The organism is Parabacteroides massiliensis (assembly GCF_900155425.1).
In the GTDB taxonomy this organism is placed as follows: domain Bacteria; phylum Bacteroidota; class Bacteroidia; order Bacteroidales; family Tannerellaceae; genus Parabacteroides; species Parabacteroides massiliensis.
On record NZ_LT700191.1, the window covers coordinates 1,636,492 to 1,651,260 of the forward strand.

General features: G+C 49.0%; 11 protein-coding genes. 6 read left to right on the forward strand and 5 right to left on the reverse strand.

The genetic code is table 11. From position 1 onward, the window contains the following. Position 1: 1 nt before the first annotated feature. From BQ9893_RS17620 to BQ9893_RS17635, 4 genes are all read right to left on the reverse strand, one after another. Positions 2-3,037 carry an efflux RND transporter permease subunit gene (locus tag BQ9893_RS17620; RefSeq protein ID WP_075967130.1) on the reverse strand — a complete coding sequence of 1,012 codons (3,036 nt, stop codon included), beginning with the start codon at positions 3,035-3,037 and terminating at the stop codon, positions 2-4. A gap of 8 nt (positions 3,038-3,045) precedes the next feature. Next, the gene (locus BQ9893_RS17625) at positions 3,046-4,143 is read right to left on the reverse strand and encodes an efflux RND transporter periplasmic adaptor subunit (protein WP_075967131.1); all 1,098 of its coding nucleotides are present in this window, start codon (positions 4,141-4,143) and stop codon (positions 3,046-3,048) included. A gap of 141 nt (positions 4,144-4,284) precedes the next feature. After that, entirely contained in the window at positions 4,285-5,241 is a 957-nt protein-coding gene (locus tag BQ9893_RS17630; RefSeq protein ID WP_075967132.1) for an Rpn family recombination-promoting nuclease/putative transposase, read from the reverse strand. 305 nt (positions 5,242-5,546) lie between these two features. Next, complete coding sequence (locus tag BQ9893_RS17635) at positions 5,547-6,503, reverse strand: DUF6807 domain-containing protein (RefSeq protein WP_075967133.1); 957 nt, start codon at positions 6,501-6,503, stop codon at positions 5,547-5,549. A gap of 268 nt (positions 6,504-6,771) precedes the next feature. On the opposite strand from BQ9893_RS17635, the gene BQ9893_RS17640 reads away from it, so the two are divergent. From BQ9893_RS17640 to BQ9893_RS17650, 3 genes are read left to right on the forward strand one after another with little or no spacing between them, the layout of a single operon-like run. Further along, positions 6,772-7,446 carry a succinate dehydrogenase/fumarate reductase cytochrome b subunit gene (locus BQ9893_RS17640; protein ID WP_075967134.1) on the forward strand — a complete coding sequence of 225 codons (675 nt, stop codon included), beginning with the start codon at positions 6,772-6,774 and terminating at the stop codon, positions 7,444-7,446. Positions 7,447-7,481: 35 nt separating this feature from the next. Then, the gene (locus BQ9893_RS17645) at positions 7,482-9,425 is read left to right on the forward strand and encodes a fumarate reductase/succinate dehydrogenase flavoprotein subunit (RefSeq protein ID WP_075967135.1); all 1,944 of its coding nucleotides are present in this window, start codon (positions 7,482-7,484) and stop codon (positions 9,423-9,425) included. Between the two features lie 30 nt (positions 9,426-9,455). After that, positions 9,456-10,211 carry a succinate dehydrogenase/fumarate reductase iron-sulfur subunit gene (locus BQ9893_RS17650; RefSeq protein WP_075967136.1) on the forward strand — a complete coding sequence of 252 codons (756 nt, stop codon included), beginning with the start codon at positions 9,456-9,458 and terminating at the stop codon, positions 10,209-10,211. A gap of 321 nt (positions 10,212-10,532) precedes the next feature. Here BQ9893_RS17650 and dusB read toward each other — a convergent pair whose 3' ends face one another. Next, positions 10,533-11,564 (reverse strand): tRNA dihydrouridine synthase DusB, encoded by a 1,032-nt coding sequence (dusB, locus tag BQ9893_RS17655; RefSeq protein ID WP_075967137.1) that lies wholly within the window; start codon positions 11,562-11,564, stop codon positions 10,533-10,535. Positions 11,565-11,777: 213 nt separating this feature from the next. Here dusB and BQ9893_RS17660 point away from each other — a divergent pair, with 213 nt between their 5' ends. The 3 genes from BQ9893_RS17660 to dprA are packed head-to-tail and all read left to right on the forward strand — an operon-like array spanning position 11,778 to position 14,556. Then, complete coding sequence (locus BQ9893_RS17660; protein WP_075967451.1) at positions 11,778-13,037, forward strand: peptidase U32 family protein; 1,260 nt, start codon at positions 11,778-11,780, stop codon at positions 13,035-13,037. Continuing rightward, positions 13,037-13,444, forward strand: a complete 408-nt coding sequence (locus BQ9893_RS17665) for an acyl-CoA thioesterase (RefSeq protein ID WP_075967450.1) — start codon at positions 13,037-13,039, stop codon at positions 13,442-13,444. Before BQ9893_RS17660 ends, BQ9893_RS17665 begins: the two co-directional genes overlap by 1 nt. Then, positions 13,441-14,556: a DNA-processing protein DprA gene (gene dprA, locus BQ9893_RS17670; RefSeq protein ID WP_075967138.1), complete on the forward strand. Its 1,116-nt coding sequence runs from the start codon at positions 13,441-13,443 to the stop codon at positions 14,554-14,556. Before BQ9893_RS17665 ends, dprA begins: the two co-directional genes overlap by 4 nt. Positions 14,557-14,769 lie beyond the last annotated feature (213 nt).

Sequence of the window (14,769 nt, forward strand, 5' to 3'; positions counted from 1 at the left end):
TTTAATTCTTGGTTCTTGATCTCCTGTCCGTAGAAATGAAGCTGTACATTGCCGGGACGATGAACAACGTCAGGAATGTCGAAACGATCATGCCGCCCACTACGGCGATACCCATCGCGATACGTCCCTGCGCCCCTTCGCCCGATGCGTATACCAGCGGGACCAATCCTAAGATTGTCGAAATACTGGTCATCAGGATCGGGCGCAGGCGCTGCGTGGAAGCCGAACGGATCGCTTCCGCCATGCTCAACCCCGCTTCCTGGCGCTGGTTGGCAAACTCCACGATGAGGATACCGTTTTTCGCCACCAGGCCGATCAGCATGATGATACCGATCTGGCTGAATATATTCATGGTCACGCCCGAATAGCTCATAAATATCAGCGCTCCCGCAATAGCCAACGGGACTGTGAACATCACGACCAGCGGGTCCTTGAAGCTCTCGAACTGCGCGGCCAGGACCAGATAGATCATAAGCAGCGCCAGGATCATGGCAAACATCAGGCTGGATGAACTTTCGCGAAATTCTTTCGACTCGCCCGACAGAGCCGTGCGGAAACTGTTGTCCAGTGTTTCCGAGGCGATGCGGTCCATCTCGTCCAGGCCGTCGCCGATCGTGTAGCCTTTGTTGAGGCCGCTGGAAACGGTTGCCGCCACAAAGCGGTTGTAACGGTAGAGTTGGGGAGGGGCAACGTCTTCTTTCAGCGTGACGAGGTTATCCAATTGGATCATTTCTCCGGCATCGCTGCGGACATAAATGGATTTCAGGTCCAACGGCGTGTTGCGCTGCTGGCGGTTGATCTCGCCCAATATCTGATACTGTTTCCCGTTCATATAGAAATATCCCATGCGCTGTCCGCTCAATGCGTATTGCAGTGTCTGGGCGATCGTGCGGGTGCTGACGCCCAGCGAAGAGGCCTTGTCGCGGTTGATCTCTATGCGGGCTTCGGGTTTCGTAAACTTCAGGTTCACGTCTGCCATCTGGAACACCGGGCTTTCGTTCACCTTCTGCATGAAAGCAGGCAAGAACTCCTGCAGTTTCTCCAGGCTTGTTGCTTGCAATACATACTGTACAGGCATTCCTCCCCGGCGTCCGCCGAAGGTCGATTGTTGCTGGACGAAAGCACGCGCCTCCGTCTTGCCGCGTACATGCTTGGAGAGGACGTCGGCGATCTCCATTTGCGAACGTTCGCGTTCTTTGATGTCGGGGAGCAGGACGGTGATGAAGCCCATGCTGTTATTCGCACGAACCGTCAGGGATTTACGTTCCGGCGCCAGCGTGTCGGCCATGGCGGCCACCTGGTCTGTGAAGTCGCGGATAAATTCGAAAGTAGCTCCTTCTTGCGCACGTATGTTGATCGAGATGGATGAGCGGTCCTCCAATGGCGAAAGTTCGGAACGGATGGTGCGCCAGAAATAACCGATGGAGCCGAAGAGGATCACGACAATCGGTATGGACCACCACTTGCGGTTCAGGAATGCGTTCAGCGATTTTGCATAGATGTTGTTCATGCCTTCGAAGAAAGGTTCCGTCTTCGTGTACAGCCAGCCTTTGTTCTCGCGTTTCCTCAACAGCTTGGTCGCCAACATCGGCGTAAAGGTCAAAGCCACGAAGGACGAAATCGTTACGGAGCCGGCGATCACGATGCTGAACTCCTTGAACAGGCGTCCGGTCATGCCTTCCATAAAGACAATCGGGAGGAACACGGAGACGAGCGTTACCGTCGTCGACACGACGGCAAAGAATATCTCTTTCGCCCCGTCTATGCCGGCCTCTTTCGGCTCCATTCCCTGCTCGATGCGGACGTAGATGTTTTCTGCCATCACGATCGCATCGTCCACCACCAGCCCGACCGAGAGCACCACCGCCAGCATCGTCAAAACATTGATGGAGAAGCCGGAAACATACATCACGAAGAAGGCCCCGACCAATGAAACGGGGATGACGACCACCGGGACCAACGTCACGCGCCAGTCGCGCAGGAACAGGAAGATAATCAGCACCACGAGCAGAAAGGCCACATAGATGGTTTCTTCCACCTCTGCGATGGAAGCACGGATGAAGCGGGTATTGTCGTACACCATTTCGACCGTTACGTCTTCTGGCAGGTCTTTCTTCAACTGCTCGATACGTTTGTATGCCTCATCGGCAATCTCGATCTGGTTGGCGCCCGGTTGCGGGATGATAACGTCGATAACCATCGGTTCGCCGTTCTTGCGCATCATGCTTCGCAAATCTTCCGGGCTCACTTCGGCTCGCCCTATGTCTTGGAAGCGGATGATATTGTCGCCGTCACGTTTGATGATCAAATCATTGAATTCCGTTGCCGTATGCATCAGCCCTAACGTGCGGATAGACAGGTCGATTGTGTTCCCTTCAATGCTGCCGGAGGGAAGCTCGACGTTTTCGGCATCTACTGCGTTCTTCACATCCAGGGGAGTAACTCCGTAGCCGGCCATTTTGATCGGATCCAGCCACAGGCGCATGGAGTAGCGCTTCTGTCCCCAGATGTCCACGCCGCTCACGTTCGGAATGGTCTGAAGCCGCTCTTTCACCGTCAGTTCGGCTATCTCGCTCAGCTCCATCAATGATCGCTTGCTGCTTCGGATTCCGATCTGCATGATCGGGGTCGCGTCGGCATCTGCTTTCGATACCGTCGGAGGGTCACAGTCGCGGGGCAGGTAGCGTTGGGCACGCGAAACCTTGTCGCGTACGTCGTTTGCCGCTGTTTCCAGATCGACAGACAGTTCAAACTCTACCGTGATGCGGCAGCTCCCTTGGCTGCTGACACTGCTCAGCGAGCGAATGCCCGGAATACCGTTGATGTTCTGTTCGAGCGGTTCCGTGATCTGGTTCATGATCACTTCGGCATTGGCTCCCGGATAGGTCACGTTGACCGAAATAATCGGGTTGTCCACACTCGGAAATTCACGAACTCCCAAGAACTTATAACCGATCATCCCGAACAACAGGAGGATAATCGTCATCACGGTCGAAAGAACCGGCCTTTTTATGCTGATTTCAGAAATATTCGCCATGCTGCCTTCTACTTCAGGTTATCAATCGAAACTTTCATCCCCGTACGAAGCTGCATCACGCCGGAAGTAATCACCGTATCGCCCACGCTCAACCCTTTCAGTACCTGGACCTGGCTTTCCGTGCGGAGCCCTAAGATGATCTCGGCCGGTTCGGCCACACCGCTCTTATACAGATAGACGATGTTCTTTCCCATTTCCGGGATCAGCGCCTCGCTGGGAATCGCCAGTGCGTCTTTTATGTCGCGGCGGGTGATTTCGACGGAGGTATAACGTCCCGGCACGATCGATTCGTCCCGGTTCGGATAGGTCGCACGCACTTTCAATGAGCGGGTCGCCTCGTCGATTTTGCTCTCTACGGCGTAGACGGTCGCTTTGTAGTCCTGCATCATACCGACAGACGAGTTCATCCTGAACACGATCGGCGTACCGTCCTTGATGTCGGCAGAGTAGCGTTCGGGAACGGAGAACTCTATTTTCAAGGGAGATATTTTTGTTAGCTTGGTGATAACGGTCGAAGGGGAAGCGTAGGCTCCTTCGCTGACATTGCGGAGGCCGATAATCCCGTCGAACGGCGCCCGGAGTTCGGTCTGGGCGATATGGGCTTTTACCAGTTCTATGTCTGCCATCAGCTTTTCATATTCGGTCTCCACCTGTTCATACGCTTCCTGGCTGACTGCGTCTTTTTCCAAAAGCGTATGCTGGCGGTAGACACGGTCTTTCGCCAGTGGTATCTGAGCTGCCAGCTTCTTCAGTTCCGCCTGCAACGGCTTGTCGTTGATCTTGGCAAGCAGGTCGCCGGCTTTCACGTGCGTGCCTTCCGTAAAATAGATGGCCACGATCTTGCCCGACGACTCAAACGAGAGGTCTACCTCCTCATCCGGAATCGTACTGCCGGTCACGATAGTCTTATCGGTAAGCGACTGGTATTTCAGCACTTCTGCATTGATATTCAAAACTTGTTTCCGAACTTGGCTTCCGGCAGGCGGAACCACTTCGGCAGCATCTTTGGATGCTTTCATACGGCTTTTAATCTGCGGGTAAACAATCATCCCTGCAATCATCAAAACAATTGCAGCCGTCACGCTCCACTTCACTCTCTTCGTCATATTTTTCAGGTATTCTGCTTAAAAAACACTTATCACCACGTAAATATACATAAACACGTAGAATTGTAGACGAATCAAACGCAAAAAGGTTTAATGGGAAACAAACTTTAATAATATTTCCCTTTATATGGATATTTTCCCTTATAAAGACAAGATTGTTTCTTCACTTAAGCCAGTACACGTGGCTATGGTGGCAATATCTACCCCTGCCTTTTTCATCTTGGAAGCGACTTGGCACAAGCCTTCTGCAAGACCTTCTGCTTTTCCTTCTGCGATTCCTTCAGCTTTTCCTTCAGCAAGGCCTTCTATTCTTCCTTCCAGTTTGGAGGTGTGGATCGCGTCGTTTTGGATGTTGATGTCTTCGAGGTGGCGGATGTAGACAAGGCGTTCGCCGGGCGACATGGAGTAGTATTTCAGCTTCTCGCGTGCTTCCTTCAGTCCGGGGACAGTCGTGTCGGGGCGGATCGTGCCGTCTTTCAGGTATTCGATCCATTCGTCCAGTGGCGTGAGGGCTGTTTTGTCGAACTCGTTCACGCGGATCAGGATGTATTCAGGGAAGATTTCGGCGGGGAGGCGGGAGACGAGGACGTCGCGTTCGCACGTGTTGACACGCAACTGGTCGCCCGTATGCACGCCGATGAACTGGTTCTGCCCGTGGTAGATGTAGTCCGTTCCCGTGCCGAGGTCGAAATAGAGGATGCTGATGGAGTAGACTTTCCTGATTTTTTCGTAGTCTTCTCCCAAGGAAATATGTTCGGTGATGGCTTTGGCTACGCCGTATAGGATACGTTCGAGGTAGTGTATTTCGCGCGTGTTCTGTATCTCGACGAGGATGATTTCGCCTTTGCTGTTTAGCGCCTTGATGTCGACGCGGTTGAACTTGTCGTCGGCTCTTTCCTGGTTGCCTTCGCTTTCGAGTATCTCGACGATCTTGATCTTTTCGTTCAGCATGACGGTCAGGAAGCCGTCGAGCACGTCGAAGTTGGCCTTCTGTCGCAGCAATCGCTTGATAGCCCAATCGAAGCGAATATACCGATCTTGTAATTCTTTTCTTTCCATTTCTTCCATAATTTTCAGATCCGACTTTTCTTTTTCCATAGTTATTGTTTTATTTGTTTGTAATTCACAAATATACATGATTATTCGTGAACGGGCAACATCCTTGTCTTTTAAAAGAGAAAAAATACAAGAACCTCCCTAAAAAGGTGCTTTTTGCATAATGCTGACAGTCAGTGTTATAGTATATGTAAGATTATTAAAAAATATTACCCTATATGGAAAATCGAAAAATATGGGGTAAAAATCCCATTTTTATGGGGTAGTATTTCGATTTAGACCAATAGCTATTTGGGAAAAATAGACAATAAGGCATGCGAAAACGGAAAAGCCGGTTGTCTTTGAAATCAATCGCGTTTGAAATCAGACAATACTTCTGCTGTGGTTGCGTTGATTTTTTGGTCCAATACATAAATGCGATAAGACAGGCTTAGTTCCTTGCCGGGTTCCAAGGTGAAGGCTTGCTGCTTGGTCGGCGAGAAATTCCACATGACATCGCCGGCAGGCTTGTTGACGGTCTTGTCCCATACACGCAAGGGTTCCGGGTAGTTCAAGTTGGACGGGTCGGCAACGATCAAGATGCAGGCTTTTTCGTCTCCCGCTTTTCCTTGGAAATAGCACCAACGGGCTCTCGAACCGTCAGCCTCGTCGCGGGAAAGGCCTTCCGAGGTGAGCATTTGGGCTGTCTGGTCGTTCCAGTCTTCGCGCGTACGAATACATATACCGCCATAGCGGTGAACCTCCATGGTGATCGGGCTGGAGGTGGCGGGGCGGACAGTGGTGTGGTAGTCGATATAATAGCCCGGCAAGGAAGATATCGTCCCGATGGTGATTTCCAGACGTTCGTTCATCGCCACCTTTTCTGCAGGAGAGTCAGGGTAGGCAACATGATCCAGCATCGCGACAAAGCCGTTGTCGGATATGCGCTCGAAGTTTCGGAAGCGGACCGTCCCTTGCTTTTTGTTGAGATTCCAGAAGTCTATCTCATTCCCTTCGAACGTGGTTTTCGTCCAAGCGTACCACAAGCCGAAGTGATGGTAGTGGTCGGCGGGAGAACAATTGGTCATCACTTCGCCTCCCAGAGTTTTCAGAGGATGGATGAAACCGCTGCGTTTATAGACCGAATCGACGCCCGGAGCCGGGTAGACCGTGGCATAGTTGTAAGAGAACAACAGTTTATCCCCTATCTTATAATCCAAGGCTTTCCCCGTGTCGACGACGGAGCTGGATGGTTGGGAAGGCTGGCAAGAACCCAAGAACAGAGAAAACAAAAAAACACCAATAGAAAAAATATCAGTTTTCATAATATATATGACAATTAAATAATGATCAGTTATCCTGTATCCGGCAAACGATTGCCTGTATCGGCTACAAAAAAACGAAATTTTTTCATTTCATACAATCCGATGTGATATTCGGTGAAAATAAAACCTGCGGCAAGCTGTATTCTAATTGGCGAAATATTTCTTTAATCTTTTGCGTGATATGAGGATTTAGCATACCTTTGCATAATAATAACCATAGATTGGAGGAAATTTCTAAAAACAATTAAATAACTTAAATTATTATCTTATGTGGTTACTTAATTCTTCTATCGGGAAGAAGCTGATAATGAGTATATCGGGCCTCTTTCTAATTTTGTTTTTACTGTTCCACCTGTGTATGAACATAGCGGCGGTATTCTCTGGTGAAGCGTATAATGTGATTTGCGGTTTGCTGGGATCCAACTGGTATGCTTTGGTCGGTACATTGGTGTTGGCGGTTGGTGTGGTGGTGCACTTTGTGTATGCTATCATTTTGACTCTGCAAAACCGTAAAGCACGCGGTAATGACCGTTATGCGATCAATGCCCGTCCGAAAGGTGTTGAATGGGCTTCACAGAACATGTTTGTTTTGGGCCTGATCGTCATCCTGTTTATGATTTTGCACTTTACCCAGTTCTGGTATAACATGATGTTTGCCGAATTGGCCGGTATTCACGGAGATATCCATCCGCAAGACGGTGCAGCATTCATTAACTTCTATTTCCAGGGCAATGTCGTCAATACGATTTTGTATCTGGTATGGTTCGTTGCACTGTGGTTCCACCTGACTCATGGTTTCTGGTCTGCTATTCACACTATCGGTTGGAACAACACGATCTGGTTAAACCGTTGGGAATGCATTTCCAAATGGGTAGCTACTATCATTTGTGGCTTGTTCGCTGTTATCACAATTATTTTCTACCTGAATGGTGTAGGTGCTTAATTTAGGTTTAAATCTTCAATTGAAAATAAATCATTATGACTCAAATAGATTCTAAAATCCCTCAGGGCCCGTTGGCTGAGAAGTGGACAAATTATAAAAATCACCAGAAATTGGTGAATCCCGCAAACAAACGTCGTTTGGACGTAATTGTAGTAGGTACGGGCTTGGCTGGAGCATCTGCTGCTGCTTCCTTGGCCGAAATGGGATTCAACGTGCTGAACTTCTGTATTCAGGACTCTCCCCGTCGTGCACACTCTATCGCTGCACAGGGTGGTATTAATGCTGCAAAGAATTATCAGAATGATGGTGACTCCGTTTACCGTCTGTTCTACGATACGATCAAAGGTGGTGACTATCGTGCCCGCGAAGCGAATGTTTATCGTCTGGCTGAAGTCTCCAACAATATTATCGACCAGTGTGTCGCACAAGGCGTGCCTTTCGCTCGTGAATACGGTGGCTTGCTGGACAACCGTTCGTTCGGTGGTGCTCAGGTATCGCGTACGTTCTATGCCCGTGGCCAGACCGGACAGCAGTTGTTATTGGGTGCTTACTCTGCCTTGAGCCGTCAGATCGGTTTGGGCAAGGTGAAGATGTACACTCGTCACGAAATGCTGGATGTCGTTAAGGTAGATGGCCGCGCTCGCGGTATCATTGCCCGTAACTTGATTACCGGCCAGATCGAACGTTTCTCGGCTCATGCCGTAGTCGTTGCTACAGGTGGTTATGTCAATACATTCTTCCTGTCTACCAATGCAATGGCTTCCAACGGTTCGGCTGCATGGCAGTGCTACAAGAAAGGCGCTTACTTCGCTAATCCTTGTATGGTGCAGATCCACCCGACTTGTATTCCGGTGAAAGGTGACTTCCAGTCCAAATTGACTTTGATGTCCGAATCTCTGCGTAACGACGGCCGTATCTGGGTTCCGAAGAAACTGGAAGACGCAAAGGCTTTGCAGGCAGGAACCAAGAAAGGTAAGGATATCCCTGAAGCTGATCGTGACTACTATTTGGAACGCCGTTATCCGGCCTTCGGAAACTTGGTTCCTCGTGACGTGGCTTCACGTGCGGCCAAAGAACGTTGTGATGCCGGTTTCGGTGTAAACAACACAGGTCTGGCTGTATTCCTGGATTTCTCCGAAGCAATCAACCGTCTGGGTAAGGAAGTCGTTAAGCAGAAATATGGCAACCTGTTCGATATGTACGAAGAGATCACTGATGATGATCCGTATGAAACGCCGATGATGATCTATCCGGCCCTGCACTACTCAATGGGCGGTTTGTGGGTAGACTATGAATTGATGACTTCTATTCCGGGCTTGTTCGCTATCGGTGAAGCTAACTTCTCCGATCATGGGGCAAACCGTCTGGGTGCTTCCGCTTTGATGCAGGGATTGGCTGACGGTTACTTCGTATTGCCTTATACGATCCAGAACTATCTGTCCGACCAGATCCAGGTTCCGCGTTTCAGCACCGATCTTCCTGAATTTGTCGAGGCTGAAAAGGCTATCAAGGCTCGTATCGAAAAATTGATGAATATCAAAGGTAAGGAAACTGTCGATACCATCCATCGCAAATTAGGCCATATCATGTGGGAACATGTAGGCATGGCACGTGATGCAGAAGGATTGAAAGAGGGTATCCAGATGTTGAAAGACTTGAAGAAAGAATTCTGGAGCAACGTCAAGATCCCTGGAACAGCCGGTGATTTGAACACGGAGCTGGAAAAGGCTTTGCGTGTTGCCGACTTTATCGAGATCGGAACTTTGATGGCGCACGATGCTTTGGACCGTGCAGAGTCTTGTGGCGGTCACTTCCGTACGGAACACCAGACGGAAGAGGGCGAGGCTTTGCGTCATGACGACAAGTTCATGTATGTATCTTGTTGGGAATACCAGGGCGAGGACAAGGATCCTGTCATGTTAAAGGAAGATTTGAACTATCAGTTCGTTGTTCCTCAAACACGTAACTACAAGAAGTAATAATCATCAATTTCAGAAAAAATTAGAATCATGGATAAAGATATAAGTGTAACACTTAAGGTTTGGCGTCAGAGAGGTCCGAAGGAGAAAGGACAGTTCGAGACATACAAGATCGAGAAGATCAATCAGAGTGTATCTTTCTTGGAAATGTTGGATATCTTGAATGAACAGTTGGTCAACGAAGGGAAGGAACCGATCGTTTTCGACCATGACTGCCGCGAAGGTATCTGCGGTATGTGTTCATTGTATGTAAACGGACATCCGCACGGACCGGCTACAGGTGCAACAACCTGCCAGCTTTATATGCGCCGTTTCCACGATGGCGAGACGATCACGATCGAACCGTGGCGTTCTGCCGGTTTCCCGGTAATCCGCGACTTGATGGTTGATCGCTATGCTTACGATAAAATCATTCAGGCAGGAGGTTTTGTATCTGTCAATACTGGTGGTGTGCCAGATGCCAATGCGATACCTATTCCTAAGAAGGATGCGGATTTGGCTATGGATGCTGCTGCTTGTATCGGATGTGGAGCTTGTGCTGCTGCTTGTAAGAACGGTTCGGCTATGCTGTTCGTTTCTGCCAAGGTCAGCCAGTTGGCTCTGTTGCCTCAGGGTAGAGTGGAAGCTGCACGCCGTGCAAAGGCTATGGTCGCTAAAATGGATGAACTGGGCTTCGGTAACTGTACGAACACCCGTGCTTGCGAAATGGAATGCCCGAAGAACATCTCCGTTAGCAATATCGCCCGCTTGAACCGCGAGTTCATCTCTGCTAAATTGCAAGACTAATACATTATATATGTATATACGAAAAAAGCCTGTTGCCAATGGCAACAGGCTTTTTTTATTTCGTTCAAGTCCACAAAAAAGCCGCACTCCCTATAATAAAAACGGATGCGGCTTTTTTGTTGCTTTCCAGTGAAACAATCTCTCGACTCCTTCTCTGCAAAGACTTTGTTAACCTTAGATCTAAAATACTATGAAAAAAACTCACTGCAAATGTAAAGGTTATTTACTGAATATGCAAGAGTTTGTAGTTTCATTTTGTTGCAAATCTGTCACTTTTTGTTTAAAAAGTGACACTGTGCGCGGATTCATTCTGTTATAATATCAATAATCTGTGGATTTTGATACTTGAGGGTCGCATTGAAATACATTGTCTGTATGAAATCTGCCGGGTATGGAATCCAGGATGTCGAATAGTGTTTCAACCGTTTCCGCACGCAACATGGCGATACGTGTCTGTTTGAAGTCGGCAATACCTTTAAACAACGGGGTTGCAGCCAAATGGCGGCGGATATGGAGAATTCCCCGGCGCTCATCCAAACGTTCCACACTCTGTTCTACTTGCTTTTTCAGTATATCCAGATACCAGGAAAAAGATTCGGTTGGCAATAGTTCGCCAGTATTCAAGAAATGTTTCACTTCCCTAAAAATCCAGGGACGGCCTATGCTGCCCCGGCCGATCATAACGGCATCCACACCATATTGTTCGAAACGTTGCTTGCAGATTTCAGCAGAAGTAACATCGCCGTTACCGATGATGGGAATTTGCATGCGGGGGTTCTTTTTTACTTCGCCGATCAGCGTCCAGTCAGCCTCTCCCGTGTACATTTGTGCCCGTGTACGTCCGTGGATGGAAAGGGCGGCGATACCGCAATCCTGCAGCTGTTCGGCCAGATCCACGATGATCCGGTTGTCGGCATCCCAACCCAGGCGGGTCTTGACGGTGACAGGGATGTTCACCGCTTTGACGACTTCGCGGGTGATGTCCAGCATCAGCGGAATATTGCGCAGCATGCCGGCGCCGGCTCCTTTGCCTGCCACCCGTTTGACCGGGCAACCGAAATTGATGTCGAGAATGTCCGGATGAGCGGCTTCGCAAATCTGTGCGGCTTCGACCATTGTCGGAACATCGCGGCCATATATCTGGATGGCGACCGGACGTTCTTCATCTGCCACGTTCAGCTTTTGCTGTGTTTTATTTACACTGCGGATCAGGGCGTCTGCCGAAACGAATTCGGTATAAACCATATCGGCGCCAAAACGTTTGCACATCAACCGGAAAGAAATATCTGTAACATCTTCCATCGGAGCCAGGAAGACGGGACGTTCCCCTAAATCAATTGTTCCTATTTTCATATTATATCATCAATAACAGCTGCAAAGGTACTGATTTCCTGCTAAAAAAAACAGGGACAAAAGATACTCTGTTCGTTTGTGGCATTGTTCCACAAACATTCTGCGGTTGTGCTATAGCCGTTCCATGCCGGGAAAGACGTAAACGGATGCTCATGCCATTCTTCTCGGATATTATTCCTACCTTTGCGGACGAATCAGTAAATGTATAAGGACTTGAACGAGAAAGATTTTGAAATAATGGCGCCTGTCGGTTCGTACGAATCACTGATGGCGGCTATCCAGGGAGGAGCCGATTCTATCTATTTCGGTATCGAAGGGTTGAATATGCGTTCGCGCTCTTCCAATAATTTTACGACAGACGACTTGCGTAAGATCGTTGCAATCTGCCGTGAGCATGGTCTTAAGAGTTACTTGACCGTCAATACGGTTATTTACGGGGAAGACTTGCCACTGATGCGTGAGATTATCGACGCGGCGAAGGCGGCGGAGGTCTCGGCGATCATTGCGGCAGATGTGGCGGCCATGAGCTATGCCAACAGCATCGGGCAAGAGGTGCATCTCTCCACACAGCTCAACATCTCCAATGCGGAAGCGCTGAAATTCTATGCCCGTTTTGCCGATGTCGTCGTCTTAGCACGCGAACTGAACCTGAAGCAGGTACATGAAATCTACCGGCAGATCGTCGATGAACAGATCACGGGGCCGAAAGGAGAACTGATCCGCATCGAAATGTTTGCCCACGGGGCTCTCTGTATGGCCGTTTCCGGTAAATGCTACCTGAGCCTGCACGAAATGAACGCTTCCGCCAACCGCGGAGCCTGCATGCAGATCTGCCGGCGTGCTTATTCGGTAAAAGACAAAGACAGCAATATCGAACTGGATATCGAAAACCAGTATATCATGTCGCCTAAAGACTTGAAAACAATTCATTTCATGAATAAGATGATGGATGCAGGCGTACGGGTATTCAAGATCGAAGGACGTGCCCGCGGTCCCGAATATGTCCGTCTGGTGACTGAATGTTATAAGGAGGCTGTGCGTGCCTACTGTAACGGCACGTTCGACGAAGAGAAGGTTGCCGTTTGGGACGAACGTCTCGGCAGCGTGTTCAACCGGGGGTTCTGGGACGGTTATTACCTGGGGCAACGGTTGGGCGAATGGAGCAGCAAATATGGTTCGGGAGCGACCAAGAAGAAAGTGTATGTCGCCAAAGGGATCAAATATTTCGACAAGATCGGCGTGGCGGAGTTCGAAATGGAATCAGGCAGCTTGAAAGTGGGCGATGAAATCCTGATTACCGGGCCGACAACGGGTGCAGTCATGCAGACGATAGACGAAATCCGTGTAGGCTTGAAACCGGTGTCCGAGACTGTCAAAGGCGAACGGTTCTCTTGTAAGGTAAGCGAGAAGATCCGGCCGTCCGACCGATTGTATAAAATGGAAAAAGTTCAACTTGAGAAAGTTTTTGAATGATGAAAGAGTATATTTTTAAACTGACAGACAAAGTCCGCGACTACGAATGCGATTTGCAGGGAGTGGTCAACAACTCCAATTACCAGCATTATATGGAACATACCCGGCATGAATTCCTGGAATCGCTCGGTGAGAATTTCGGAAAGATGCATGAGAAAGGCATTGACGGATTTGTGTCGCGGGTAGAGATCCAGTATAAAACCTCCCTTAAAAGCGGCGACCGCTATATCTCCTGCCTCAATATATATAAAAAAGGTGTCAAGCTTGTGTTCGAGCAGGATATTTACAGGGCTTCCGACAATGTACTGGCAACGAAAGGAATCGTTGAGTCGGTTATCGTCGAGAACGGGAAGCTGACACGTGGCGAATATTTCGACGAAATGCTAAAAAGAATAGAACATACATGACAGACAAACGGATTTACCAAATTGGCCTTACTATGATAAACGGCGTGGGAGATATCCTGGCACGGCATCTCCTGCAAACTTTGGGAGATGCAGAGGCGGTGTTTGCAGAAAAAAAGCCGTTATTGGAAAAAGTTCCGGGTATCGGTAGCCATATCGCAGCCGAAATCAAACGTCCGGAAATCCTGCAACGGGCGGAAAAAGAGTTGGCTTTTATCGAGAAAAATAATATTTCCTGTTATTATCTGGCCGATACGGATTATCCGCTACGCCTGAGGGAATGCCCGGATGCCCCTGTGCTTTTCTATTTCAAGGGAAATACGGACCTTGATGCAACTCGTATCATCAGTGTCGTGGGTACTCGCAACGCGACGGAATACGGTCGGGGGCTTACCGAATCCCTTATAAAAGACCTGGCGGAGACAATACCAGGGCTGTTGGTCGTGAGTGGACTGGCTTACGGTATTGATATCTGTGCTCACCGAAGTGCATTGCGTAGCCAACTGCCGACCGTTGCCGTGCTGGCGCATGGTCTGGATCGTATTTATCCTTCTTCCCATCGGAATACGGCTGTGGAACTGCTGGAATCGGGCGGGTTGTTGACTGATTTTCCCAGCGGGACAGAGCCGGATCGTCCAAATTTCCTCCGGCGAAACCGGATTGTCGCCGGAATGTCGGATTGTACGATCGTGGTCGAATCGGCTGAAAAGGGCGGCTCTTTGGTGACAGCCGATATTGCATTTTCTTATGGACGGGATGTCTGCAGCTTTCCGGGGCGTGTCGGCGACAACCATTCCAAAGGTTGCAACAATCTTATCCGGCAAAACAAAGCCGGTTTGATTACCTCTGCCGATGATCTGATCTCTGCTCTTTGTTGGGATATTCAAGCCACGGCTACTCCTGTTCAAGCGGAACTGCCTTTTTTCGATACGGACATTTCCACTCCGGAACAAAATCCGGTTTTAGCCATCATGCGGACACAGAATGAGATCCATATCAACGAACTTGCCTTGGCTCTGGACATGCCGGTGCATCAACTTTCTACGCAACTGTTCGAATTGGAAATAAGCGGGAAGATAAAAGTATTGCCGGGAAACATCTATAAACTGTCTTGACCGGTCTTTTCATAGGCTGTTTTTTATACCTGAGAGAGGAATGGGACTTCTATAAAAAATTAAAGGCTGTCTCACGACAACCCCTAACCAACTTTGTTAACCTTAAATCTAATACTATTATGAAAAAACCACAGTGCAAAGATACGCTTGTCAAGAGCGTTTGTCAAGCGTTTTACGGCTAATACTTGTTAATCTGGAGGGTACGAATGGTAA